This window comes from Bradyrhizobium sp. CCBAU 11361 (assembly GCF_028128935.1).
GTDB classification, from domain to species: Bacteria; Pseudomonadota; Alphaproteobacteria; order Rhizobiales; family Xanthobacteraceae; genus Bradyrhizobium; species Bradyrhizobium niftali.
Window position 1 is genome coordinate 1 of the sequence record NZ_LBJZ01000196.1, and the last position, 26409, is coordinate 26409.

Sequence of the window (26409 nt, forward strand, 5' to 3'; positions counted from 1 at the left end):
CAAACCACCCATCAGCCGCCTCGGTCTCCCGAAGGACGACCTGTTGAGATTCCACAGCTAACCCACCCTACGATTCCGCGCCTCAATCGAACAGGCTCGGCGTGTGGTTCACCAGCGCGCCTTCGATCTCGAGCATCTTCAGCTTCGTCACGACGCCGCCATTGGCCGAGAAGCCGCCGGGCTTGTTGCCGGCCGCCAGCACGCGGTGGCAGGGCACGACGATCGGGCACGGGTTGCGGCCCAGCGCCTGGCCGACATCGCGCGACAGCTCGACGCCGCCGAGCTGCTTGGCGATATCGCCATAGGTGATGGTCTTGCCGGGCGGGATGGTGCGGGCGATCTCGTAGACGCCGCGGTTGAAGTCGGGCACGCCGTCGAGATCGAGCGGGATGTCGGTGAGGTCATCCGGCTCGCCGGCGAGCAGCTTGACGATGCGGTCGATCGCCTGTTGCACCTCGGCGGTCGGCTCCGCTTCGGTGGCGTCGGCATGGCGCTGGCTGATGCGGGTGCGGATCTTCTGCTCGCCGCCCATCGGCAGCTGCGTGCCGTTGATGCCGCGCGGACCCCAGGCGATGGCGCAGAGGCCGATCCGGGTATCGAACAGGGCAAAATGCTGGTCGGTCATGGCTTGGTTCCTGGCTGCGTCCTTGTCGCATGCCCCCAATGTGATCTCTGGGCAAATCTAGGCTTGGAAATAGTTGCGATCCACCCGGTTTCCGGGAATCTTGCACAGGAGTTCCGTCTCCCTTCTCGCGAGCCAAGCATGCAGAGCCTCCACGTCAACGGATACGACATGCCCTATCTCGACGTGGGCGAAGACAGGGGGAGACCACCACTGGTCTGCGTGCATGGCTCGCTCTCGGACTTCCGCATCTGGGGCTGCGTGCTCGGGCCGCTGACGCAACGGCACCGGCTGATTGCCGTCAGCCTGCGGCACTTTTTCCCCGACCGCTGGGACGGCGTCGGCGACACCTATTCGATCGCCCAGCATGTCGACGACGTCATCGCCTTCATCGAAAAACTCGACCTCGGCCCGGTCGATTTGATGGGCCATTCCCGCGGCGGGCACATCTGCTTTCGCGTGGCGCAGGCGCGCCCCGACCTGTTGCGGCGGCTGATCCTGGCCGAGCCCGGCGGCGAGCTCGATGCGAGCCTCGATCCCGATTACGCCGGTGGCCCCTCGCCGCTCTTGGCGCGGTTCACGGCCTCGGCCGAGAAGATCGCGGCCGGCGATGTCGACGGCGGCCTTGCTGTCTTTGTGGACACGCTGGAGGGCGCCGGCACCTGGCCGCGGCTGCCGGCGATGGTGAAGCAGAACCTGCGCGACAACGCCTATACGCTGATCGGCCAGGTCCGCGACAACCGCCCGCCGTTCTCGAAGGCCGATGCGGAATCGATTCTGATGCCGACGCTGTTCATCCTGGGCGCGCGGACCAAGGGCCCGCTGCCGAAGGTGCTGCATGCGCTCGCCGCGCACGTGCCCTATTCCAAAACGGCGATCATCCCGAACGCGACGCATCCGATGTTCGAGCAGGCGCCGCAAAAATACTCCGAAGTTGTCCTGGACTTTCTGGCGAGCTGAGCATGCAGAGCTTTCGTGTCAACGGTTACGACATGGCCTATCTCGAAGTCGGAGAAGGCCCGCCGCTGGTCTGCGTGCATGGCACGCTCGGGGATTTCCGCACCTGGTATTCCGTGCTCGGCCCGCTGTCGAAGAGCCATCGGGTGATCTCGATCAGCCTGCGGCATTTCTTTCCCGAGCATTGGGACGCCATCGGCGACGACTACAAGATGGCGCAGCACGTCGCGGATGTGATCGCCTTCATCGAGCAGGTGAGGCCCGCACCCGTCGATCTGATGGGACATTCGCGCGGCGGACACATCGCCTTTCGCGTGGCGCAGGCGCGGCCTGGCCTGTTGCGCAAGCTGGTGCTGGCCGAGCCCGGTGGCGATCTCGACGCCAGCCTGCCGGCGCCTGAAGGCACGCCGGCGCATCCGCCGCTGGCGGCGCGCACGGCGCGCTCGGTCGAGATGATCCGCGCCGGCGACATCGAGGGCGCGCTGCAGATTTTCTACGAGGGGATCGAAGGCGACGGCTCGTGGCGGCGCGTGCCGGCGGCGGCGAAGCAGCAATTGCGCGACAACGCCATCACCTTCCTCGGCCAGATCAACGAGCAGCGCAGGCCCTATACACTCGCGGATGCGCAGGCGATCAGGACGCCGACGCTCCTGATCGGCGGCGGCGCGACGACGGGAAGCCTGTCGGTGATGTGTCGCGTGCTGGCGGAGCACATCGCAGGAGCCAAGACGGCGGTGATCCCGAATGCCGGCCACTGGATGTTCGAACAGGCACCGCTGGAATATGGCGAGGTGGTGAACAGGTTTCTGGCGGAATGATCTCGTAAGGAGCGCACCGCCGTTGATCTCCCTCGCCCCGCTTGCGGGGAGAGGGTGGGGTGAGGGGGAGCCTCCGCGAGGACGGTAAGAGTTAGACTCGCGGAGACTCCCCCTCACCCGGAATTTGCGATGCAAATTCCGGCCTCTCCCCGCAAGCGGGGAGAGGCGAAGGAAGAGCCTCACACCTTCCACACACCGACCGGCATCTTGATCGTCGCGTTGAGGCGGTTCCAGACGTTGATGGTCGCGATCGAGAGGATCAGGGTTGCGAGCTCGCGCTCGTCAAAATGCTTGGCGGCCTCGTTCCAGATCGCATCGGGGACCGGATCCTCACGGTCGGCGATACGGGTGACTGCCTCGGTCAGAGCCAGCGCGGCGCGCTCGGCTTCGGTGAAATAGGGGGTGTCGCGCCAGGCCGAAACGGCGAACAGGCGCTCGTCGGTCTCGCCGACCTTGCGGGCGATCTTCGGGTGCATGTCGACGCAGACGCTGCAGCCATTGATCTGGCTGGCGCGCAGGTGCACCAGTTCCAGGAGCTTTTCCGGCAGGCCCTGTTTGGTCAAATTGCCGAGAGATTGCAGGACATTCATGGCCTCGGGCAGGACCATGACGGGGTGATTCATGCGGGCGTGCATCATTGTCGTCTCCATCTGTCGAATTTCGAAGGTTCCGGTCACATTGGCCGGATTGGCTTCGTCATGGGCATGACGGATCGCGACGAGGGAATGTGACCGATGAGCGAAGAAAATCTTCTCAGCCACCAGTTCGAGGCCAGCAGGGACCATTTGCGCGCGGTCGCCTACCGGATGCTGGGCTCCCGCGCCGAGGTCGACGATGCCGTGCAGGAGGCCTGGCTGCGGGTCAGCCGCTACGATACGTCCGATGTCGCGAATTTGCGCGGCTGGCTGACCACCGTGGTCGCGCGCATCTGCCTCGACATGCTGCGCGCGCGCAAATCGCGCCGCGAGGACCCGATGGGCCCGCATGTGCCGGAGCCGGTCGACGAGACGCGGGAGCGCGAAGCGGAGATGGCCGATTCCGTCGGCGCGGCACTGCTGATCGTGCTGGAAACGTTGCAGCCGGCCGAGCGGCTCGCCTTCGTGCTGCACGACATGTTCGCCGTGCCCTTCGAGGAGATCGCACCGATCGTCGGGCGCTCCGTCGATGCCTCGCGCCAGCTTGCCAGCCGTGCCCGGCGGCGCGTGCAGGGCGCGCCGGTGCCCGAGACGGACCTGTGGCGTCAACGCAAGATCGTCGATGCCTTCCTCGCAGCTTCGCGCGAAGGCAATTTCGAGGGGCTGCTTGCCGTGCTCGATCCCGACGTCGTCTTTCGCGCCGACCAGGCCGCGGTGCGGCTCGGTACGCTGCCGGAGATCCGCGGCGCGGATGCGGTCGCGCAGCTCTACAAGGGCCGCGCCCAGGCAGCGCGCGCGGCGCTGGTCGATGGCGAGATGGGTGTTGCGGTCATCCTCGGCGGGCAATTGCGCATCGCGCTGCGCGTGAGCTTCAGCGGCGACCGGATCGCGGCGATCGAGGCGGTGGCCGATGCAGAAGAGATCGCGGCGATCGAGGTCGAGGTGCTGGAGCGCTAGGCCGGCGTGGCATCGCATCTGTCCGGATGCTAGGCTTTCCGCACAATCGCGCGCTGCCGGCGCTCAAGACGCGAAAGGACGCAAGTCATGACACCCCGCCTCATTCCCCTGCTCGCACTATCCCTGCTCGGCCTCGCCGCCGGCAGCACCACCGCGCTTGCGGCCGCCGACGAGAAGCTGAAAGCCGCCGCCGAGCAGGAGAAGGCACCGCTGATCGAGACCTTGCGCGACATGGTGATGATCGAGAGCGGCAGCAGCGACGCCGAAGGCCTGAAGAAGATGGCCGACTTCACGGAAGCCCGCCTGAAGGCGCTGGGCGCCACCACGGAGCGGCGCAAGACCACCGCGGGCACGCGCGCCGACATGGTGATCGCAACGTTCCAGGGCTCGGGCACGCGAAAGCTGATGCTGATCGCGCATATGGACACGGTCTATCAGCGCGGCATCCTCGGCAGCGAGCCGTACCGTGTCGACGGCAACCGCATCTACGGCCCCGGCATCGCCGACGACAAGGGCGGCATCGCCGTGGTGCTGCATGCGCTCAAGATCCTGAAGGACGCCGGCTGGAAGGACTACGCGACGCTCACCGTGTCGTTCAATCCGGATGAGGAGGTCGGCTCGATCGGGTCGGGCGAGATCATCGCTGAGCTCGCCGATCAGCACGACGTCGTGCTCTCCTGCGAGCCGACGGTGGCTACGCCCGTGGCCAAAAATGACGGGCTGCTGCTCGGGGCCAGCGGCACTGCGACGGCGAAAATGGAAGTGAAGGGCCGGGCCTCGCATGCGGGTGCCGCTCCCGATCTCGGCCGCAATGCGCTGATCGAGCTCGGGCACCAATTGGTGCAGACCAGGGATGTCGCCAAATCGATTCCCGGCACGCAGCTCAACTGGACCACCGCGCAGGCCGGCACCGTGCGCAACCAGATCCCGGAAAAGGCCGAGGCCGGCGGCGACGTTCGCCTCACCGTCCCTGACGGCATCGCCAAATTGCAGGCAGCGCTCGACGCCAAGCTGAAAGAGAAGCTCGTTCCCGACACCGAGACGACGGTGACGATCACGCCGGGCCGCCCGCCCTTCGTCGCCAGCGATCGCGGCCGCGCACTCGCCGAGATGGGCCAGGCGATCTATGCCGAGATCGACCGCAAGCTCGACATCGCCGAGATGACCGGCGGGGCCACCGACGCCGGCTACGCCAACCGCAGCGGCAAGGCGGTCGTGGTCGAGAGCTTCGGCCTCGCGGGCTTCGGCTACCACGCCCGCGACGAATTCATCGACACCAACTCGGTCGTGCCGCGGCTCTATCTGATGAGCCGGATGCTGGTCGAGCAGGGCAAGAAAAAATAGGCGCCAGACCGGGCCAAATCATTGTCGCGAAAACAACCCCATGCACAGTAGACGGCCCTAGCGATATCAATGGCTTAGTGGGCCCCCGAATAGCCGCTGTGGCCGCGTTGGGCCATGCTTGACGCCCTCTGCCATACCGCGTAGCCTCGAATACGGAATTCCGTATTCCCTCTCATGTTTCGGAGTCGCCAGCGTGATCCCTCTCGACCCGCTCCCGAACCTGATCGACCAGGTCTATGCACGGATCCTGGAGGCGATCTCCGATCGCACGCTGCAGCCGGGCCAGCGCATCCGGCAGAACGAGCTCGCTGACAAGCTCGGCGTGTCGCGCCAGCCGGTGTCCCATGCGCTGCATCTGCTGCATCGGCAGGGCCTCGTCGCCGAAAGCGGCCGGCGCGGCTTTGAGGTCACCCAGCTCGATCCCGCGCGCATCCGCCAGCTCTACGAGGTGCGCGGCGCCCTCGATGCACTCGCCGCCAGGCTCGCCGCGACGCGCGCCGCAAGCGATGCGGCAGGGCGCACGCGGCTCGAGGCGGCGCTCGCCGCCGGGCGCCGCATCGATCGCAAGACGTCGCTTGCCGAGCTCATCACCCTCGACGTCGATTTTCATCGCGCGATCTACCAGCTCGCCGGCAATCCCGTGATCGAGGAGACGATCGCGCCGCAATGGCCGCATATGCGCCGCTCGATGGCGACGGTGCTGTCGGAGCTCGACTATCGCGGCAGCGCCTGGGCCGAGCATGCGACGATCGCCGGACACATTCTCGCCGGCGAGGCGAATGCCGCCGAACGCGCGGCACTCGCGCATGCGCAGACGGCGGGACGGATGACCGAGGAGAGATTGAGGGCGACGGACGAGGCGGCGGCGTAGCTGTTTGCGCCGTCATTCCGGACGCGCGAAGCGCGATCCGGAATCTCGAGGTTCCGGGTTCGGTCCTGCGGACCGCCCCGGAACGACAACAAAAACAAAACAACAGGAGGACGACCCATGAAACTGTTGCAGGAGCAATTGGAGTTCTTCCACCGCGAGGGCTGGCTGTTTTTGCCCGAATTGTTCAGCCAGGAGGAGGTCGATCTGCTCGCGCGCGAGGCGGTCGGCATCTACGATGCCAACCGGCCGGAGGTCTGGCGCGAAAAGAGCGGCGCGCCGCGCACGGCGTTTGCCGCGCATCTCTACAACGAGGCCTTCCGCATCCTGGGCGCGCATCCGCGCATGATCGACCCGGTCGAGCAATTGTTCGGCGAGCCTGTCTACATGCACCAGTTCAAGATCAACGCGAAATCGGCCTTCACCGGCGACGTCTGGCAATGGCACCAGGATTACGGCACCTGGAAGCGCGACGACGGCATGCCGGAGCCGCGCGCGATGAACATCGCGATCTTCCTCGACGAGGTGATGCCGATCAACGGCCCCCTGATGCTGGTGCCGCGCAGCCAGAATGCCGGCGATCTCGAAGCCTCGCATGACCTTGCCACCACATCCTACCCGCTCTGGACGCTGGACGAGGACACAGTGACGCGCCTCGTCAAGCAGGGCGGCATCGTCGCGCCCACGGGGAAGCCCGGCGGCATGCTGATGTTCCACGGCAATCTCGTGCACGGCTCGGCCGGCAACATCACGCCCTACCCGCGCAAGATCGTGTACCTGACGCTGAACGCGGTCTCGAACCATATCCGCAACCCCACGCGGCCCGAGTACATCGCCCACCGCGATTTCGCGCCGATCAAGACGGTGGACGACGACGCCCTGCTGCGGCTCGCACGTGCGCCGCGGCAGGCGGCGGAGTAAGCTGTCATTCCGGAGCGACGCGTAGCGTCGAGCCCGGAATCCATTGAGCCGCAGAGACCGCGGATAAATGGATTCCGGGCTCGCGCTTCGCGCGCCCCGGAATGACGAACTCTGATAGTTCGCATCGCCCAACAGCCATTGCACTCTCGGACATTCCCATGAACCTCTTCCGCCTCCTCCAGGCCCGCGCGTCCGCCGGCAAGCCTGTGCGTGTCGCGCTGATCGGCGCGGGCAAATTCGGCTCGATGTTTCTGGCGCAGGTTCCGCACACGCCGGGGCTGGAGGTGCCCATCATCGTCGACATCGACCGCGATCGCGCGCGCGAGGCCTGCCGCACGGTCGGCTGGGATGCGGCGCGCATCGCCGCGACTGTCTTCACCGATGACGGCGCACGCGCGATTGCCGGCGGCGCAATGGACGTGGTGGTGGAAGCGACCGGCAATCCCGCCGTCGGCATCAGGCACGCGCGCGCCGCGATTGCGACGGGCAAGCATATCGTGATGGTGAATGTCGAGGCCGACGTGCTGGCGGGCCCGCTGCTCGCCGAGGAAGCGCGCAAGGCGGGCGTGGTCTATTCGCTTGCCTATGGCGACCAGCCGGCGTTGACGGCGGAGATGGTCGACTGGGCGCGCGCCACCGGCTTTCGCGTCGTCGCCGCCGGCAAGGGCACGAAATATCTGCCGGCCTATCACGACGTGACGCCGGACGGCGTTTGGCAGCATTACGGCCTGACTGCGGGCGAAGCGCAGTCCGCCGGCATGAATCCGCAGATGTTCAACTCATTCCTCGACGGCACCAAATCGGCGATCGAGATGGCCGCGATCGCCAATGCCTGCGGCCTCGACGTGCCGGCGGAGGGACTGTTGTTTCCGCCCTGCGGCGTCGACGACCTGCCGCATATCATGCGGCCGCGATCGCGTGGCGGCGTGCTGGAGCGCTCCGGCGTGGTGGAAGTCGTCTCCTCGCTCGAGCGCGACGGACGGCCGGTGTTTCGCGACCTGCGCTGGGGCGTCTATGTCGTGCTGGAGGCTCCGAACGACTATGCCGCGGACTGCTTCAAGCAGTACGGCCTCAAGACCGATGCGAGCGGACGCTTTGCGGCGATGTACAAGCCCTATCACCTGATCGGGCTCGAGCTGAACATCTCGGTGCTGTCGGCCGCGTTGCGGGGCGAGCCGACCGGCCAGCCCTACGGCTTCCGCGGCGACGTCGCGGCGGTGGCAAAACGCGATCTGCGCGCCGGCGAGATGCTGGACGGCGAAGGCGGCTACACGGTGTGGGGCAAGCTGGTGCGGGCCGCCGCGAGCCTCAAGGCGGGCGCCCTGCCGATCGGCCTCGCGCATCGCTTGAAGCTGAGGCATGACGTCGCGCACGGCGCGGTCGTGCGCTGGAGCGACGTCGAATTCGACGCCGCCAACGAGACGGTGAAGATCCGCAAGGCCATGGAGGCCGCCTTCGCAGCGCAGCATTGAACGGCCGCGCCGGTAGCGCAACCAAAGTGCGCTTGATTTGCGGAACCCCTTTCGTCATCCTGAATGGGATCCGGGAATACTGAATTTCGGACACCAGGAAACGTCGACCTGCGGCGAACATCAAAGCGGCAACAAGACCGCGATCCCTCGTCGAGGACTCGACAACACCCAGAGGGGACACGAATGGAACGTCGTAAATTCCTGACGGCAGGCGGATTGGGCCTTGCCGCGAGTGCCGTTGCTGCGCCGGCGATCGCACAATCGATGCCGGAGGTGAAGTGGCGGCTCGCCGCGAGCTGGCCCAAGGCGCTCGACACGCTCTATGGCGGCTGCGAATATTTCTGCAAGCGCGTCGCCGAAGTCACCGACAACAAATTCCAGATCCAGCCGTTCGCTGCCGGCGAGATCGTCCCGGGCCTCCAGGTGCTCGACGCCGTGTCGAACGGCACCGTCGAGATGGGCAATACGGCGCTGTATTACTATTGGGGCAAGAACCCGGCCTTCACCTTCGGCACGTCGCTGCCGTTCGGCCTGAACACGCGCGCGCATATCTCTTGGCTGCTGTTCGGCGGCGGGCAGGACCTGCTCAACAATCTGCTCAAGGAGCATAACACGATCGGCGTTCCAACCGGCTCGACCGGCGCCCAGATGGGCGGCTGGTTCCGGAAGGAGATCAAGTCGATGGAGGATTTCAAGGGCCTCAAATTCCGCGTCGGCGGCTTCGCCGGGACCATCATCGCCAAGGTCGGTGGCGTACCGCAGCAGATCGCGGGCGGCGACATCTATCCGGCGCTGGAGAAGGGAACGATCGACGCCGCCGAATGGGTCGGGCCCTATGACGACGAGAAGCTCGGCTTCGTGAAGGTCGCGAAATTCTACTACTATCCGGGCTGGTGGGAAGGCACCGGCCAGGGCCACAACATCATGAATCTCGACAAGTGGAACACGCTGCCCAAGCACTACCAGGCCGCGATCGAGATGGCCTCACGCGATACCTTCACGTGGGTCACCGGGAAATACGATTACGTCAACCCGCCGGCGCTGAAGCGCCTGCTGGTGGCCGGCGCAATCCTGAAGCCGTTCCCGCAGGAGGTGCTGGAGGCCTGCTACACCGCCGCGAACGAGATTTACGCGGATCTCTCCAAGACCAACCCGCACTTCGCCAAGATGTACGCGAGCCTGTCCGCGTTCCGGAACGAATCGCTCGCCTGGATGCAGGTCGCCGAGCTCAGCTACGACAGCTTCATGATGCGGATGCGCACGCGGACGTGAGGCAGTGAGCCGATAGGTCGAACCACGCTGAAAGTGTCATCGCCCGGCTCGACCGGGCGATCCAGTATCCCAGAGACTGTGGTGGAACGGCAAGATCAAACGACGAAAGCCCCGGAGATCTCTCCGGGGCTTTCGCTTTGGTCTATCAATGCGTCCACGCGCGAGGTGGCGACTAGATCAACCCGCCCGCGTCGGCGACGCGGCGCTGGTGATAGTCGGTGTCGCCGAACGTGTTCTCGATCATGGTCAGGCGCTTGAAGTAGTGGCCGATCTTCGCCTCCATGGTCATGCCGATGCCGCCGTGGAGCTGAATCGACTGCTGGCCGACGAATTTCAGCGACTTGCCGATCTGCACCTTGGCCGCGGCGATCGCGTTCGAGCGCTCCTTGGCGTTCTCGAAGTCGTTCGCCATGGTTGCGAACATCGACATCGAGCGCGCCTGCTCGGCCGCGACGAACATGTCGGAGGCGCGGTGCTGGAGCGACTGGAACGAGCCGATCGCGACGCCGAACTGCTTGCGCGTCTTGATGTACTCGACCGTGGTCTTGAGCGACTCGTCCATCAGACCGACCGCTTCGGCGCAAAGCGCGACGCGGGCTTCGTCGACGACGCGTTCGATCAGCGCGAGCGAATCCTCAGGATTGCCGATCGCGGCATCCGCGCCCACCTCGACACCGGTGAAGGTGATGTCGGCGGCGTGCAGGCCGTCCTGGGTCGGGTAGGATTTCCTGGTGACGCCCTTGGCATTCGCGGGCACCAGGAACACGCCGATCCCGGTCTTGTCGCGGCGGTCACCCTTGGTGCGCGCGGTGACGAGAAGCGTGGCGGCATTCTCGCCGTTGAGCACGACGAATTTTTCGCCGTCGATGATCCAGCCGTCGCCCTTTTTCTTGGCGGTCGTCGAGACATCGAACAGATCGTAGCGGGAGTTCTTCTCGAGCTGGGCAAACGCAAGCGTCTTGCTGCCGTCGACAATCGAAGGCACATGCGCAGCCTTCTGCGCATCGCTGCCGGCGTGGCGCAGGAAGCCGCCGCCGATCACGACGGTTGCGAGATAGGGCTCGAGCACCAGCGCCTTGCCGAGCGCTTCCATCACGATCATGGTCTCGACGCCGCCGCCGCCGAAGCCGCCATCGGCCTCGCTGAACGGCAGGCCGAGCAGGCCCTGCTCGGCGAGCTTGCCCCAGACGGCCTGGCTCCAGCCGCCCTTCTCCTTCATGTACTTCTTGCGGCTCTCGAAATCGTAGGAATCGGTCAGCAGGCCGTCGATGCTTTCCTTGAGAAGCCGCTGCTCCTCGGACAGATCAAAATCCATTTCTTTGGTTCCTCGTACCCGGACTATTTGGCTTCGTCATTCCGGGATGGCCCGAAGGGCCAGGCCCGGAATCCATTTCGCCTCAGCGTATGCGGCCCGATGGATTCCGAGCTCGCGACTTCGTCGCGCCCCGGAATGACGGTGAAAAATTGCCTCCCCGCCTCCGCGGAGAGGGAGCAGATCACAGCCCCAGCACCGCCTTGGCGATGATGTTGCGCTGGATCTCGTTGGAGCCGCCGTAGATCGAGACCTTGCGGTTGTTGAAGTAGCTCGGCGCGATCTGGGCGGTCCACTCCATGGCTTCGTTGGAGCCGTCGTCGCCGTGCACGTCGTAGGGCGCTGCGAACGGGCCGATCACTTCCATCAAGAGCTCGGTGGTGGTCTGCTGGATCTCGGAGCCCTTGATCTTCAGCACGGACGAGGCCGGATTGGGCTTGCCCTTGCCGTGCTTGCCTTCGTCGGCGACGACGCGGAGCTGCGTCAGCTCGAGCGCCTTCAGCTCGATCTCGCACGCCGCCAGCTTATCGCGGAAGGCGGCGTCCTGGATGATCGGCTTGCCGCCGGATTCGACCTTGGAGGCGAGATCGCGGATGCGGCGCAGCCGCTCCTTGGAGACGCCGACCCGCGCGATGCCGGTGCGCTCATTGCCGAGCAGGAATTTGGCGTAATCCCAGCCCTTGTTCTCCTCGCCGATCAGGTTCTCGTAGGGAACTTCTACGTCGTCGAAGAACACCTCGTTGACCTCGACGCCGCCGTCGATGGTCTGGATCGGGCGCACGGTGACGCCCTTCGACTTCATCGAGAACACGATGAAGGAGATGCCCATCTGCTTCTTGGCGCCGGGATCGGTGCGGCAGAGGCAGAAGATCATGTCGGCGTGCTGGGCCAGCGTCGTCCAGGTCTTCTGGCCGTTGATGATCCACTTGTCGCCCTTGCGCTCGGCTTTCGTCTTCAGCGAGGCGAGATCGGAGCCGGAGCCGGGCTCGGAGAAGCCCTGGCACCACCAATCGTCAACGTTGGCAATGCGCGGCAGGTACTGCTTCTTCTGCTCCTCGTTGCCGAAGGTGTAGATGACGGGGCCGACCATGCTGACGCCGAAGGCGAGCGGCTGCGGCGCCGGATAGGACTGCAGCTCCTCGTTGAAGATGTAGTGCTGCACGGATGTCCAGCCGGTGCCGCCATACTGCTTGGGCCAGTGGCTGACGCCCCAGCCCTTCTTGTTGAGGATGCGCCACCACGTCACCATCTCGTCCTTCGAGAGGTGGCGGCCCTCGACCAGCTTGCGGCGCGTATCCGGCGGCACGTTGTCGCGGAAGAATGACCGCACTTCCTCGCGAAACGCCTGCTCTTCTTTCGTGAATGCGAGATCCATCGGATCCTCCTGTGAGCTTCCCTCGTCGTCCCGGCGAAGGCCGGGACCCACAACCACATGTCTTTGTTGTCTTGCACAGGCCACTATTGACTGTGCCCCATACTCCTGCCGCGGAGTATGGGTCCCGGCCTTCGCCGGGACGACAACTACTGCAACACCTCGAACAATCCTGCCGCGCCCATGCCGCCGCCGACGCACATGGTGACGACCGCGTACTTGGCCTTGCGGCGGCGGCCTTCGATCAGGGCGTGGCCGGTCAGGCGCGCGCCGGACATGCCGTAGGGATGACCGACCGAGATCGCGCCGCCGTCGACATTGATCTTCTCGGGGTCGATGCCGAGCTTGTCGCGGCAATAGAGCACCTGCACGGCGAAGGCTTCGTTCAGCTCCCAGAGACCGATGTCGTCGACGGTGAGGCCGTGGCGCTTGAGCAGGCGCGGCACGGCGAAGACCGGGCCGATGCCCATCTCGTCCGGCTCGCAGCCGGCGGAGACGAAGCCACGGAAGATGCCGAGCGGCTGCAAGCCGCGCTTCGCCGCTTCCTTGTCGCTCATGATGACGGAGGCGCTGGCGCCGTCCGAGAGCTGGCTGGCATTGCCGGCGGTGATCGAAAAACCTTCGCCACGTACGGGCTTGAGACCGGCAAGGCCTTCGGCCGTGGTCTCGGGGCGCGGGCCCTCGTCCTGCGATAGCGTCACCTCCTTCATCGACACGGCGCCGGTCGCCTTGTCGGTGACTGCCATCTGCGTGGTGATCGGCGCGAGCTCGTCCTTGAACTTGCCGCCCTGTTGGGCTGCCGCGGTGCGGCGCTGGCTCTCTAGCGAATATTCGTCCTGCTTCTCGCGCGAGATGCCGTAGCGCTTGGCGACGATTTCGGCCGTGTCGATCATGGGCATGTAGACCTCGCCCTTGATCTTGAGCAGCGCAGGGTCCTGGGCGTGGAAGCCGTTCATCTTGTCGTTCTGCACGAGGCTGATCGACTCGCCGCCGCCGCCGACCGCGATCTCGACGCCGTCGAAGATCACCGAGCGCGCGGCGAGCGCGATGGCCTGGAGGCCCGAGGCGCATTGCCGGTCGATGGTGGTGCCGGCGACGGTGACGGGCAGACCGGCACGGAGCAGCGCCTTGCGCGCGATGTTGCCGCCGGTCGCGCCCTGCTGGAGGGCGGCGCCCATCACGACGTCCTCGACCTCCTTCGGATCGACCTTGGCGCGGGCGACGGCTTCGCCGATGGCGTGGCCGAGCAGCGTGGCGCCCTCGGTGGCGTTGAGCATGCCGCGATAGGCCTTGCCGATCGGCGTGCGGGCGGTGGAAACGATGACGGCGTCGGTCAAGAGCGACCTCCTGATACGGTTTTGGTGGATTGTGACGATTTCTGCTGCTGGCGCAATTCGTGGCGCGACAGCTTTCCGACCGGCGTGCGCGGCAAATCGTCGACGAAGGCGACCTCGGCCGGCAATTCGTGCTTGCCGAGCTTGCCGGCGAGCTGGGTGCGCAGCTCCTCGAGCGAGAACGGCTTGGCGTCGGGCCTCAGCTTGATGAAGGCCTTGGCGGCCTCGCCGCGGTACTGGTCGGGAATGCCGAGCACGATCACCTCGTGCACGCCGGGAATGGTGTAGATCGCCTGCTCGATCATCTGCGGATAGACGTTGAAGCCGCCGGAGATGATCATGTCCTTCTTGCGGTCGACCAGGAAGAAATAGCCGTCGGTATCGACATAACCGATGTCGCCGGTGAGGAAGCGGCCGTCGATGAAAGCCTCCGCGGATCCCGCTGGCTTGTTCCAGTACCCCTTGGTGACGTTCGGGCCCTTGATGCGGATCTCGCCGACCTCGCCCGGCGGCAGCACTTTTGACGGATCGTCCAGCGATACCACGTCGAGCTCGATGCCGGGCAGCATCAGGCCGATCGAGCCGGGCTTGTCGGGGCCAACAGGCGGATGGCCGGTGCCGGGCGAGCAGGTCTCGGTCATGCCCCAGCCGCTGCGCAGCTTCTTGCCGACCTTGCGCTCGAAGAAGCTGGCGATCTCCACCGGCAGCGGCGCGCCGCCGGAGCCGATGGTGGCAAGCGAGGAGAAATCGCGCTTGTCGAGATCCGGCAGCGCCGCGATCGCGATCCACATCGTCGGCACGCCCGGAAAGTATGTCGCGCGCTTGACCTCGATGTCGCGCATCACGGCCTCGACGTCGAAACGCTGGTGGAGCGAGATCAGATTGCCGCGGCGGAGCGAGGACAGCAGCACGACGGTGAGCGCATAGATGTGAAACAGCGGCAGCACGCAGATCACGCGCTCGATGACGTCGCCGCGGCTCGCGCGCGACGGCTTGCCCCAGACGTCGTAGATCGACACCGCCGAGGTGAGGTTGCCGTGGGTGAGCATCGCACCCTTGGGCAGGCCGGTGGTCCCGCCGGTATATTGCAGCAGGGCGACGTCGTCCGCTGTCACTTTCGGCCATTCTGCCGGCGCGGCCGCGCCCTCAACGAAGGCTTTGAACGTGACGATGCGGGGATTGTCGGGGATCGCCGCCTGCGGCGTGCCGACCTTGCCCCAATTGTCGTCCTCGCAGACGACGAGGCGGTCGATCAGGCCCTTCTCCAGGAATTTCAGCGCGGTCGGCAGCAGCGCGGCGAGGTTGGAGGTGACCAGCACGCGCGAGCCGGAGTCGGACACCTTGTGCGTCAGCGCGATCTCGCCGTCGAGCGGAGACAGGTGCGCAACGCGGGCGCCTGCCTTCAGCGCGCCGAAGAAATTGACGGGGTGATCAGGCGTGTTGCCGAGGAACAGCGCGACGGAGGTGTTCTTGCCGCAGCCGGCCCGGAGGAACGCCGCCGCCGCGCGCTCGGCCATCGCGGCGAGCTCGGTGTAGGTGATCGGACGGTCGCGGAACTCCAGCGCCGTGCGCGGGCCGTAATCGGCGGCGGCTTTCGACAAGAGGTCAGGCAGCGAGCCCTGGACGATGGTGTCGTCCCAACGCACGCCCTCGGGATAAAACTGTTCGCCGGGATGGGTCATTGCTTCCCTTAACCACACAGACCGTCATTCCGGGGCGATGCGAAGCATCGAACCCGGAATCCATCAGGCAGCGCACTCGGAGGCGAAATGGATTCCGGGCCTGGCCCTACGGGCCATCCCGGAATGACCCCCATAGAGGCGCCAGCGACCATCACGCCGCTTTCGACGCCGCCGCCAGCGAGGCGAAGGTCTTGCCCTCCGCCGCGAGCTTCTTCAGCAGCGGTGCGGGCTCGAGGCTGGGGTCGTTGGTCTCCTTGGCGTAGAACGCCAGGCGATCGGCGATGTGCTTGAGGCCGACGGTGTCGGCCCAGAACATCGGGCCGCCGCGATAGATCGGCCAGCCATAGCCGTAGAGCCAGACCACGTCGATGTCGGAGGGACGCGCCGCGATGCCCTCTTCGAGGATCTTCGCGCCCTCGTTGATCATCGGATACATCATGCGCTCGAGGATCTCCTCGTCGCTGACGGCGCGCTTCTTGCGGCCGAGACGCAGCAGCGTCTCGTCGATCAGCTTCTCGACTTCAGGATCGGGCAGCGCCGAACGGGAGCCCGCCTCATACTTGTAGTAGCCCTTGCCGGTCTTCTGGCCGAAACGGCCGGCTTCGCAGAGCGCGTCCGCGATCTCCGACTTGATGCCGCGGTCTTTCCGCGAGCGCCAGCCGATGTCGAGGCCGGCAAGGTCGCCCATCGCGAACGGCCCCATCGGCATGCCGAACTTGGTGACGACGGCGTCGACCTGCTGCGGCAAGGCGCCTTCGAACAGCAGCTTCTCGGACTGCTTGCCGCGCTGCGCCAGCATGCGGTTGCCGACGAACCCGTCGCAGACGCCGACCACGGCCGGCACCTTCGCGATTTTACGCGCGATCGTGACAGCCGTGACGAGGGCATCCGGCGCGGTCTTGTCGGCGCGCACGATCTCGCACAGCTTCATGACGTTGGCCGGCGAGAAGAAGTGCATGCCGAGCACGTCCTGCGGACGCTTGGTCGACTTCGCGATCTCGTCGATGTTGAGATACGAGGTGTTGGAGGCGAGGACCGCGCCCGGCTTGACGTACTGGTCGAGCTTGCCGAACACTTCCTTCTTCACCGCCATGGTCTCGAACACGGCTTCGATCACCAGGTCAGCATCACCGACATTCTCGATGCCGACGACGCCGTTGATCAGCGCCATGCGCTTGGCGGGCGCATCGGCCGGGATGCCGCCGCGCGCCGCGGTCGCCTCCCAGTTCTTCTGCATGATGCCGAGGCCGCGCTTGAGCTGCTCCTCGCCGGTCTCGATCAGGGTGACGGGAACCCCGGCATTGGCAAACGACATCGCGATGCCGCCGCCCATGGTGCCGGCGCCGAGAATGGCAACACGGTTGACGGGACGCGACTTGGTGCCTTCAGGGACGCCCGCGATCTTGCTGGCCTCGCGCTCGGCGAAGAAGGCGTAGCGCTGCGCCTTGGACTGGTCGCTGGCGACGAGCTTGAGGAAGCCCTCGCGCTCCTTCTTCAGGCCCTCGTCGAACGGAAAATCGATGGCGTAGCCGACGGCGTCGGCGGCCGCGAACGGCGCTTCCAGGCCGCGCGCCTTCTTGGTCATGGCGGCAACCGCATTGGTGAAGATCGAGCGGTCGGCCCTGGCGGCCGCGATCTTGGAATCGTCGTCGCGCAGGCGGCGCAGCGGACGCTTCTCGGCGAGCAATTTGCGGACGAAGGCCTCGCCGCCGGAGGCCGGACCTTCGATGATCTCCTCGATCAGGCCGTTCTTGAGCGCTTCCGCCGCACCGATCGGATCGCCGCCGACGATCATCTTGACCGCGAGCTCGGGGCCGACCGCGCGCGGCAGGCGCTGGGTGCCGCCGGCGCCCGGCAGCAGGCCGAGCTTCACCTCGGGCAGGCCGAGCTTGGCCTCTTTCACCGCAACGCGGAAATGGCAGGCCAGCGCGACCTCGAGGCCGCCGCCGAGCGCGGTGCCGTGAATTGCGGCAACGACCGGCTTCGGCGAGTTCTCGATCTCGGACAGCACGTCGTTGAGGGCGGGCGGCTTCGGCGGCTTGCCGAATTCGGTGATGTCGGCACCGGCGATGAAGGTGCGGCCGGCACAGGTCAGCACGATGCCCTTGATCGCGGGATCGGCGATTGCGGCCTTGATGCAGTCCAGAATGCCACCGCGGACTGCGGCACTCAGCGCATTGACCGGAGGGCTGTTGACCGTGACGATCCCAACTTCGTCATGACGCTCAAGCTTGACCACTTCGCTCACGGTTTCCCTCCTTGGTGGGGATTTACTTTTGTTCGATTTCGCGGTGCGGAATTTAATTCCGCATCTTGACGGCAGGGTTATTTTGAAGCACGCACGTTGTCAACGACTCCGCGCAAGAAGCAGATCAGGGATGAAGCGTACAGGAAAGAAGACTGCGACCGATCGGAATTTCGTCGTCGCGCTTTCCCGCGGACTTGATGTGTTGCGCGCATTCCAACCCAGCGACGGCCTTCTCGGCAACCAGGAGATCGCGGCCCGCACCAACCTGCCCAAGCCGACCGTTTCGCGCCTGACCTATACGTTGACGAAGCTCGGTTATCTGACGCCGGTTCCCCGCTTCGAGAAGTATCAGCTCGCGCCGGCCGCGATGGCGCTTGGTTATGCGGCATTGTCCAATCTCGGCGTTCGACATTTGTCCGAGCCGTTTCGCGAGGAAGTGATGCGCGCGACCGGCGGCGCGGTCGCGATCGGGGGCCGCGACCGTCACAGCATGATCTATTTCGGGCAGAGCCGCGGCAGCGAGACGGTCGGCGTTCAACTCGACGTCGGCTCCCGCGTGCCGATTGCAACCAGCGCAATGGGCCGCGCCTATTTCTGGGCGCTGGCCGAAGAAGATCGCGCCGAGCTGTCGCGCGTCCTGCGCGAGCATTACGGCAGCCGCTGGCCGAAGATGCGCGATGGCCTCGAACGTTCCGGCGAGACCGTCGCGAAATACGGCTTTGCGATTTCCGTCGGCGACTGGCACGACGACATCGGCGCCGCCGGCGTCGCGCTCAAGCTCAACGATGGAACCGGACCTTACGCATTCAATTGCGGCGCGCCCGCATTCCGCTTCACGGAAGAGCGTTTGATCAACGACATTGGACCGCGTCTGCTTGCGATGGTAAGGAACATCGAAGCGGCACTCGGGGGTCTGATGCCGCATTCCAAAAAAGAAGTCAGCAAAAAGCTGAAATCAGGAGGAAAAGTTGCGCGTGTGGCCGAGGGGTTCAGATAGCCTTTGTCATGATCGGGAGCGGTTCGCATCGCCCCGTCGCCCACTGAAATTCGCGGGCGAGACGAGATGACGCAGGCACAGCTCGCGCAGGGGACATCGCCCCTGCTCGCGGTTCGCGACGTCAGCGTCGTGTTCGGCGGCATCATTGCGCTCAACGGCGTGTCCTTCGACATGCACAAGGGCCAGATCCTCGGATTGATCGGCCCCAACGGTGCCGGCAAGACGACGCTCTTCAACTGCCTGTCGCGGCTCTACCAGCCGTCGTCCGGCGACATCCTGATGGAGGGCGCGAGCATCCTGTCGCGGCCGCCGCACCGGATCGCCGAGATCGGCATCGGCCGCACCTTCCAGAACGTCGCGCTGTTTCCGAACCTGTCGGTGATGGACAACGTCCGCGTCGGCACGCATGCGCGCACCTCCAGCGACATCATCAGCGACTCGCTGCGCCTCGCCTGGATTCGCCGCAGCGAGACCGACGTCAACAAGAAGGTGCACGAGATCCTCGCCTATCTCGACCTCGAGGACGTCGCCCACACCGTGGTGTCCGGCCTGCCCTTCGGCACCCAGAAGCGCGTCGAGCTGGCGCGCGCGCTGGCGGCCGATCCGAAGATCCTGCTGCTCGACGAGCCGGCCGGCGGCCTCAACCACGAGGAAGTCTACGTGCTCGGCGAACTGATCCGCCGCATCCGCGACGACCGCCACATGACCGTGCTGCTGGTCGAGCATCACATGGGCCTCGTGATGTCGATCGCCGACCACGTCGTCGCGCTCAATTTCGGCAAGAAGCTCGCGGAAGGCACGCCCGCCCAGGTGCAGGCGGACCCCGACGTCATCAAGGCCTATCTCGGGAGCAAGGACCAATGACGACGCTGCTCAACGTCAAGGACCTGCGCGCCTATTACGGCCAGGTCCAGGCGCTCCATGGCCTGTCCTTCTCGCTCAACGAGGGCTCGCTGACGACGCTGCTCGGGGCCAACGGCGCCGGCAAGACCACCACGCTGCGCGCGATCTGCAACATGGTGCGTTCCACCGGTGCGATCGAGTTCGAAGGCAAGCCGTTGAGCAACCGCTCCACCGAGAGCATCGTGCGGTTCGGCATCGCCCACGTGCCGCAGGGCCGCGGCACCTTCACGACGATGACGGTCGAGGAGAACCTCCAGCTCGGGGCCATCACCCGCAAGGACAGCGCCGGCATCGTTTCCGACATCGAGCGCATGTATGCGCATTTCCCGGTGCTGAAGCAGCGCCACACCCAGCAGGCCGGCACGCTCTCGGGCGGCGAGCAGCAGATGCTCGCGGTCGCCCGCGCGCTGATGCTGCGACCGCGGCTGATGCTGCTGGACGAGCCGTCCTTCGGCCTCGCGCCGCTGGTGGTGCGCGACCTGTTCGGCATCCTCGGCAAGATCAACCGCGAGGACAAGGTGTCGATCCTGGTGGTCGAGCAGAACGCCCAGCTCGCGCTCGAGCTCGCCGACCAGGCCTACGTGATCGAGACCGGACGCATCGTGATGTCGGGCAATGCCAAGGACATCGCGAACAACGAAGAAATCCGCAAATCCTATCTGGGTTACTGAGGAGCCGGCACGATGGAGCTGTTCACCAACCAAGTGCTGGCCGGCATCGCCACCGGCGCGATCTATGCCTGCATGGCGCTCGCGGTCGTCATGATCTACCAGGCCATCGACCATCTCAACTTCGCGCAGGGTGAGATGGCGATGTTCTCGACCTTCATCTCCTGGCAGCTGATGCAGTGGGGCGTGCCTTACTGGGCCGCCTTCATCCTCACGCTGGCGCTCTCCTTCGTCGCCGGCATCGCGATCGAGCGCATCCTGTTCAAGCCGCTGGCGAAGGCGCCGGTGCTGACCAACGTCGCCGGCTTCATCGCGCTGTTCGCGATCATCAACTCCTCGGCCGGCCTGATCTGGGACTTCACCATCAAGCAATATCCGACCCCGTTCGGCTCCTCGCCGTTCCTCGGCAGCCAGCTGATCTCGACCCACCAGGCCGGCATGATCGGCGTCACCGTGCTGCTGCTGCTCGGCCTCTACTTCTTCTTCCAGTACACGCGCATCGGCCTGGCCATGCGCGCGGCCGCCTCGGTGCCTGAATCGGCCCGCCTCGTCGGCATTAACACGTCCTGGATGATCGCGCTCGGCTGGGGCATGGCGACCGCGATCGGCGCGATCGCCGGCATGCTGATCGCCCCCGTCGTGTTCCTGGAGCCGAACATGATGGGCGGCGTGCTGATCTACGGCTTTGCCGCCGCGGTGCTCGGCGGTCTCACCAGCCCGTTCGGCGCCGTGGTCGGCGGCTTCCTGGTCGGCATCTTCGAGAACCTCGCCGGCACCTACATCCCCGGCGTCGGCAATGAGCTGAAACTGCCGATCGCGCTCGCGCTGATCATCTCCGTCCTGGTCGTCAAACCCGCTGGCCTGTTCGGCCGGCACATCGTCAAGCGAGTTTGATCATGAGCGCAGCAGAAGAAGTCGTTGCAGAAGGCCACCAGGCGGTCGAGGCCGTTCCAAAGCGGGCCATGACGCTGGGCACCGGCACCTCGCTGGTGGTGCTCGCGGCACTGCTGATCGCGCCCGTCTTCGTCAAGAACTTCATCATCTTCCAGATGACGATGCTCCTGATCTACGGGCTCGCGGTGCTGGCGCTGAACATCCTGACCGGCGGCTCCGGCCAGTTCTCGCTCGGCCAGAGCGCCTTCTACGCCGTCGGCGCCTATACGACCGCGGTGCTGATGGAGCACTTCAACGTCAATTACGCGCTGACGCTGCCGATCGCCGGCGTCGTCTGTTTCGGCTTCGGCTTCCTGTTCGGGCAGCCGGCGCTGCGGCTCTCCGGCGTCTACCTCGCGCTCGCGACCTTCGCGCTCGCCACCGCCATGCCGCAGCTCCTCAAGCTGAACTTCCTCGAGCACTGGACCGGCGGCGTGCAGGGCCTCGTCGTCACCAAGCCGGACGCGCCGTTCGGCCTGCCGATGTCGCAGGACATGTGGCTGTACTACTTCACGCTCGTGGTCGTGATTGCGATCTACATCTTCTCGGTGAACCTGCTGCGCTCCCGCTCGGGCCGCGCCTTCATGGCGATCCGCGACAACGAGATCGCGGCCTCCGCCATGGGCGTCGACGTCGCGCTGTACAAGACCCTGGCCTTCGGCGTGTCCGCCGCCATCACGGGCGTCGCCGGCTCGCTCGGCGCCATCGCGGTGCAGTTCGTGGCCCCGGACAGCTACACCATCACGCTGGCGATCTCGCTGTTCCTCGGCATGGTCGTCGGCGGCGTGGGCTGGCTGCCCGGCTCGATCGTCGGCGCCGCCTTCATCATCTTCGTGCCGAACATCGCGGAGGGCATCTCCAAGGGCCTCTCCGGCGCCGTGTTCGGCGTGCTCCTGTTCGCCGTCATCTACCTCGTGCCGCACGGCGCAAGGCAGGTTGCAATCGTGGGCCAGCAGCTCCTCGGCAAGCTCAAAAAGAACTGAAATACTCTCACCAAGACTGTCATCGACGAAGGAGACCGAATTGCTTTTTGGAAGAACACTGCGAGCCGCCGCGCTGGTCACGGCAACGGCGGTCATCACTTTCAACTCCGGCGCGGCATTTGCCCAAAAGAAATACGACACCGGCGCTTCCGACACCGAGATCAAGATCGGCAACATCATGCCGTATAGCGGTCCGGCGTCGGCCTATGGCATCATCGGCAAGACCGAAGAAGCCTATTTCAAGATGATCAACGACAAGGGCGGCATCAACGGCCGCAAGATCAACTTCGTCACCTATGACGACGGCTATTCGCCGCCGAAGGCTGTGGAGCAGGTCCGCAAGCTGGTCGAGAGCGACGAAGTGCTGGCCGTGTTCAACCCGCTGGGCACGCCTTCGAACAGCGCGATCCAGAAATACCTGAACGCCAAGAAGATCCCGCAGCTCTTCGTCGCCACCGGCGCCACCAAGTGGAACGACCCGAAGAACTTCCCGTGGACCATCGGCTGGCAGCCCTCCTACCAGAGCGAAGCGCAGATCTATGCGAAATGGCTGATGAAGGAAAAGCCGGACGCCAAGGTCGCGATCCTCTACCAGAACGACGATTTCGGCAAAGACTACCTCAAGGGCACCAAGGATGGGCTCGGCGCCAAGGCGGCGTCGACCATCATCATGGAGGAGAGCTACGAGGTGTCCGAGCCGTCGATCGACGGCCACATCGTCAAGATCAAGGCCGCCAATCCCGACGTGCTGCTGATCTATGCGACCCCGAAGTTCGCGGCGCAGACCATCAAGAAGACCGCCGAGCTCAGCTGGAAGCCGCTCCAGATCCTCACCAACGTGTCGATCTCGGTCGGCAGCGTGATGAAGCCGGCCGGCTTCGAGAATGCGCAGGGCGTGCTGTCGGCAGCCTATGCCAAGGACTCGACGGATCCGCAGTGGAACAACGACCCCGGCATGAAGAAGTGGAACGAGTTCGTCGACAAGTACATGCCGGGTGCCGACAAGTCCGACACCAGCATGGTCTACGGCTATGGCGCCGCGTCGACGCTCGCCAAGGCGCTGGAAATGTGCGGTGACGATCTCACCCGCGCCAACCTCATGAAGCAGGCGGCGAGCCTGAAGGACTTTGCACCGGACACCCTGCTGCCCGGCGTCAAGATCAACACCGGCGCGACCGACTTCGCCCCGATCGCGCAGCTCCAGATGCAGCGCTTCAAGGGCGAGAGGTGGGAACTGTTCGGCGAGATCATCAGCGGCGACGTCGCCTCCGAGTGACACGCTGACGCAATAGTCCAACCGCAAAGAAGCCCCCGCGATCGCTCGCGGGGGCTTTTTGTTGACGTCGGGCGTCAATCTTGTTCAATGCGGCCCTGATCCAGCTCGGGGTAGGAGAACAATGACTGCCGGTCGTTTTCAGATTGCGGCCCTTTCGGCCGCACTCGCGTTGTGCACTGCGATGACTGGCCCGGTGCTGGCGCAAAAGAAATACGACAGCGGCGCTTCCGATACCGAGATCAAGATCGGCAACATCATGCCCTATAGCGGGCCGGCCTCCGCCTATGCCGCGATCGGCAGGACCGAGGAAGCCTATTTCAACAAGATCAACGCCGAGGGCGGCGTCAACGGCCGCAAGATCAAGTTCGTCTCCTACGACGACGGCTATTCGCCGCCGAAGACGGTGGAGCAGGCGCGCAAGCTGGTCGAGAGCGACGGGGTGCTGCTCATCTTCGGCTCGCTCGGCACCTCCACCAACGGTGCGATCCGCAAATACATGAACGAGAAGAAGGTGCCGCAATTGTTCGTGGCGAGCGGCGCCTCGAAGTGGAACGATCCCAGGCAATATCCCTGGACCATGGGCTGGCAGCCGAGCTACGCGAGCGAGGCGCGCATCTATGCCAAGTACATCATGAAGGAGAAGCCGGACGCGAAGATCGGCGTGCTCTACCAGAACGACGATTTCGGCAAGGACTATCTCAAGGGGCTGAAGGCCGGCTTGGGGACCAAGGCGTCGATGATCGTGATGGAAGAGGCCTACGACACCTCGGAGCCGGCGGTCGACGAGCACGTCGTGAAGCTGAAGGCCTCGGGCGCTGATGTCCTGATCAGCATCACCACGCCGAAATTCGCCGCGCAAGCGATCAAGAAGGCGGCCGAGATCAGCTGGCATCCGACCCACATCCTCTCCAACGTCTCGGCCTCGGTCGGCGGCGTGCTGGAGCCGGCGGGGCTCGAAATCTCGCAAGGCATCCTGTCGGCCAGCTACACCAAGGACGGCTCCGACCCGCAATGGAACGCCGATGAGGGCATGAAGAAGTTCTATGACTTCCTCGCGCACTACGATCCCAAGGCGAACAAGCTCGATACCGGCGTGGTGTTCGGATACGCCGCGGCCCAGACCATGGTGAAGGTGCTGCAGATGTGCGGCGACGACCTCACCCGCGAGAACGTCATGAAGCAGGCCGCCAGCCTGAAGGATTTCGCGCCGGACACGCTGCTGCCCGGTATCAGGATCAACACCGCACCGGACAATTTCGCCCCGATCGAACAGCTCCAGATGATGCGGTTCAAGGGCAGGAAATGGGAGCTGTTCGGCGACATCATCTCGAGCGAGATGGGCAACTGAACCAGCTCAACTCAAAATCGCCCTGTATGAATTAAGCAACTCAAGACAGTCGTGCTGTCTCGCACTCGCACACGAGACCGCGCCCGTCCTTGACTACTAAAGAAGCAGCCCCTGCGACGCAGTTGCAGGGGCTTTCTGTTGAAGGCACAGGACAAATCGTATTGAATTGCGACCGCGTCGCCAAAAACAATCAAGACAAGAAACGGGGCGCACACACCAAGAAAATAGGGAGATAGGAATGCCCGCTGTCACCGGCAAACTTGCGGCCGCGTCACTGGCGCTTGCGCTCATTGCGGCCTCGGCCTCCACTGCATCGGCCCAGAAGAAATACGATACCGGCGCAACCGACACCGAGATCAAGATCGGCAACATCATGCCCTACAGCGGACCGGCCTCCGCCTACGGCATCATCGGGCGGACCGAAGCCGCCTATTTCAAGAAGATCAACGAAGAGGGCGGCATCAACGGCCGAAAGATCAACTATATCAGCTACGACGACGCCTATTCGCCGCCGAAGACGGTCGAGCAGGCGCGCAAGCTGGTCGAGAGCGACGAGGTGCTGTTCATCTTCAACTCGCTCGGCACGCCGCCGAACTCGGCGATCCAGAAATACATGAACTCGAAGAAGGTGCCGCAGCTGTTCGTCGCCACCGGCGCCACCAAGTGGAACGATCCGCAGAACTTCCCCTGGACGATGGGCTGGCAGCCCAACTACCAGAGCGAGACGCAGATCTATGCGAAGTGGCTCTTGAAGAACAAGCCGGACGCCAAGATCGCCGTGCTCTACCAGAACGACGATTACGGCAAGGACTATCTGAAGGGCCTGAAGGACGGCCTGGGCGCCAAGGCTGCCTCGATGATCGTGATCGAGGAGAGCTATGAGACCTCCGAGCCGACCATCGACAACCACATCGTCAAGCTGAAATCGACCGGTGCCGACGTGTTCATGAACATCACGACGCCGAAATTCGCCGCGCAGGCGATCAAGAAGAATTCCGAGATCGGCTGGAAGCCGCTGCACTTCCTCAACAACGTCTCGGCCTCCGTCGGCAGCGTGATGAAGCCCGCCGGCTTCGAGAACGGCCAGGACATCATCTCGGCCGATTATCTGAAGGACGTGTCGGATCCCGCGTGGAACAACGATCCCGGCATGAAGGAGTTTTTGGCATTCATGACCAAATACTTCCCCGAGGGCGACAAGCTCGATAAGGGCACCATCGTCGGCTATGCCGTGGCACAGACGCTGGTCCAGGTGCTGAAGCAGTGCGGCGACAATCTCACTCGCGAGAACGTCATGAAGCAGGCGGCGAACCTGCAGGACTTCCGCACCGAGGCGCTGCTGCCGGGCGTGAAGATCAACACCTCGCCGACCGATTTCGCACCGATCAGCCAGCTGCAGCTCGAGAAGTTCAAGGGCGAGAAGTGGGAGCTGTTCGGCGACGTGATCAGCGCCGACGTCGGCGGCTAGCCGCCAGCAGGATCCAAAT

23 protein-coding genes are annotated in these 26409 nt (G+C 64.8%); 16 read left to right on the top strand and 7 right to left on the bottom strand.

Features of this window, described 5'->3' with window-relative positions; translation table 11 throughout:
• Positions 1-82 precede the first annotated feature (82 nt).
• The gene (locus XI08_RS36830; RefSeq protein WP_271578178.1) at positions 83-625 is read right to left on the bottom strand and encodes a methylated-DNA--[protein]-cysteine S-methyltransferase; all 543 of its coding nucleotides are present in this window, start codon (positions 623-625) and stop codon (positions 83-85) included.
• Positions 626-763: 138 nt separating this feature from the next.
• Here XI08_RS36830 and XI08_RS36835 point away from each other — a divergent pair, with 138 nt between their 5' ends.
• Positions 764-1582, top strand: coding sequence for an alpha/beta fold hydrolase (locus XI08_RS36835; RefSeq protein WP_271578179.1), 819 nt, complete (start codon positions 764-766; stop codon positions 1580-1582).
• 2 nt (positions 1583-1584) lie between these two features.
• Complete coding sequence (locus XI08_RS36840) at positions 1585-2397, top strand: alpha/beta fold hydrolase (protein WP_271578180.1); 813 nt, start codon at positions 1585-1587, stop codon at positions 2395-2397.
• A 179-nt stretch (positions 2398-2576) separates the two neighbouring features.
• Here XI08_RS36840 and XI08_RS36845 read toward each other — a convergent pair whose 3' ends face one another.
• Positions 2577-3032, bottom strand: a complete 456-nt coding sequence (locus tag XI08_RS36845; protein WP_135175592.1) for a carboxymuconolactone decarboxylase family protein — start codon at positions 3030-3032, stop codon at positions 2577-2579.
• Between the two features lie 99 nt (positions 3033-3131).
• Between XI08_RS36845 and XI08_RS36850 the strand changes: the two genes are divergently transcribed.
• The 6 genes from XI08_RS36850 (at position 3132) to XI08_RS36875 (ending at position 9866) form a co-directional block, all read left to right on the top strand.
• On the top strand, positions 3132-3989 hold the full coding sequence (locus tag XI08_RS36850) for a sigma-70 family RNA polymerase sigma factor (protein WP_271578181.1): 858 nt from the start codon (positions 3132-3134) through the stop codon (positions 3987-3989).
• An 87-nt stretch (positions 3990-4076) separates the two neighbouring features.
• Entirely contained in the window at positions 4077-5333 is a 1257-nt protein-coding gene (locus XI08_RS36855; RefSeq protein ID WP_271578182.1) for a M20/M25/M40 family metallo-hydrolase, read from the top strand.
• A 193-nt stretch (positions 5334-5526) separates the two neighbouring features.
• Positions 5527-6204 (top strand): GntR family transcriptional regulator, encoded by a 678-nt coding sequence (locus tag XI08_RS36860; protein ID WP_027543326.1) that lies wholly within the window; start codon positions 5527-5529, stop codon positions 6202-6204.
• A 117-nt stretch (positions 6205-6321) separates the two neighbouring features.
• Positions 6322-7122, top strand: coding sequence for a phytanoyl-CoA dioxygenase family protein (locus XI08_RS36865; protein ID WP_271578183.1), 801 nt, complete (start codon positions 6322-6324; stop codon positions 7120-7122).
• 158 nt (positions 7123-7280) lie between these two features.
• Entirely contained in the window at positions 7281-8594 is a 1314-nt protein-coding gene (locus tag XI08_RS36870; protein WP_271578184.1) for an NAD(P)H-dependent oxidoreductase, read from the top strand.
• Positions 8595-8777: 183 nt separating this feature from the next.
• Entirely contained in the window at positions 8778-9866 is a 1089-nt protein-coding gene (locus tag XI08_RS36875; protein WP_027543329.1) for a TRAP transporter substrate-binding protein, read from the top strand.
• A 172-nt stretch (positions 9867-10038) separates the two neighbouring features.
• Here the strand turns inward: XI08_RS36875 and pimD are convergent, their stop codons facing one another.
• The 5 genes from pimD to XI08_RS36900 all read right to left on the bottom strand — a co-directional run bounded on the left by pimD (position 10039) and on the right by XI08_RS36900 (position 17814).
• Positions 10039-11181: a pimeloyl-CoA dehydrogenase small subunit gene (pimD, locus tag XI08_RS36880; protein WP_271578185.1), complete on the bottom strand. Its 1143-nt coding sequence runs from the start codon at positions 11179-11181 to the stop codon at positions 10039-10041.
• A 181-nt stretch (positions 11182-11362) separates the two neighbouring features.
• On the bottom strand, positions 11363-12553 hold the full coding sequence (gene pimC, locus XI08_RS36885) for a pimeloyl-CoA dehydrogenase large subunit (protein ID WP_271578186.1): 1191 nt from the start codon (positions 12551-12553) through the stop codon (positions 11363-11365).
• A gap of 146 nt (positions 12554-12699) precedes the next feature.
• Entirely contained in the window at positions 12700-13887 is a 1188-nt protein-coding gene (locus tag XI08_RS36890; RefSeq protein ID WP_271578187.1) for an acetyl-CoA C-acyltransferase, read from the bottom strand.
• Positions 13884-15566, bottom strand: a complete 1683-nt coding sequence (gene pimA, locus XI08_RS36895; RefSeq protein WP_271578188.1) for a dicarboxylate--CoA ligase PimA — start codon at positions 15564-15566, stop codon at positions 13884-13886. Before pimA ends, XI08_RS36890 begins: the two co-directional genes overlap by 4 nt.
• 151 nt (positions 15567-15717) lie before the next feature.
• A complete protein-coding gene (locus XI08_RS36900; RefSeq protein ID WP_271578189.1) occupies positions 15718-17814 on the bottom strand; it encodes a 3-hydroxyacyl-CoA dehydrogenase NAD-binding domain-containing protein in 2097 nt (698 codons plus the stop codon).
• A gap of 130 nt (positions 17815-17944) precedes the next feature.
• Between XI08_RS36900 and XI08_RS36905 the strand changes: the two genes are divergently transcribed.
• From XI08_RS36905 to XI08_RS36940, 8 genes are all read left to right on the top strand, one after another.
• Complete coding sequence (locus XI08_RS36905; RefSeq protein ID WP_025575806.1) at positions 17945-18811, top strand: IclR family transcriptional regulator; 867 nt, start codon at positions 17945-17947, stop codon at positions 18809-18811.
• Between the two features lie 66 nt (positions 18812-18877).
• Positions 18878-19675 carry an ABC transporter ATP-binding protein gene (locus XI08_RS36910; RefSeq protein ID WP_271578190.1) on the top strand — a complete coding sequence of 266 codons (798 nt, stop codon included), beginning with the start codon at positions 18878-18880 and terminating at the stop codon, positions 19673-19675.
• Positions 19672-20385, top strand: a complete 714-nt coding sequence (locus XI08_RS36915; RefSeq protein WP_014498266.1) for an ABC transporter ATP-binding protein — start codon at positions 19672-19674, stop codon at positions 20383-20385. The genes XI08_RS36910 and XI08_RS36915 overlap by 4 nt, the downstream gene beginning before the upstream one ends.
• A 12-nt stretch (positions 20386-20397) precedes the next feature.
• Positions 20398-21276, top strand: a complete 879-nt coding sequence (locus tag XI08_RS36920; RefSeq protein WP_027543336.1) for a branched-chain amino acid ABC transporter permease — start codon at positions 20398-20400, stop codon at positions 21274-21276.
• A 2-nt stretch (positions 21277-21278) separates the two neighbouring features.
• On the top strand, positions 21279-22298 hold the full coding sequence (locus XI08_RS36925) for a branched-chain amino acid ABC transporter permease (protein WP_027543337.1): 1020 nt from the start codon (positions 21279-21281) through the stop codon (positions 22296-22298).
• A gap of 40 nt (positions 22299-22338) precedes the next feature.
• Positions 22339-23574 (top strand): ABC transporter substrate-binding protein, encoded by a 1236-nt coding sequence (locus XI08_RS36930; RefSeq protein WP_027543338.1) that lies wholly within the window; start codon positions 22339-22341, stop codon positions 23572-23574.
• Between the two features lie 121 nt (positions 23575-23695).
• Complete coding sequence (locus XI08_RS36935) at positions 23696-24922, top strand: ABC transporter substrate-binding protein (RefSeq protein ID WP_271578191.1); 1227 nt, start codon at positions 23696-23698, stop codon at positions 24920-24922.
• Positions 24923-25160: 238 nt separating this feature from the next.
• Entirely contained in the window at positions 25161-26390 is a 1230-nt protein-coding gene (locus XI08_RS36940; RefSeq protein WP_271578192.1) for an ABC transporter substrate-binding protein, read from the top strand.
• Positions 26391-26409 lie beyond the last annotated feature (19 nt).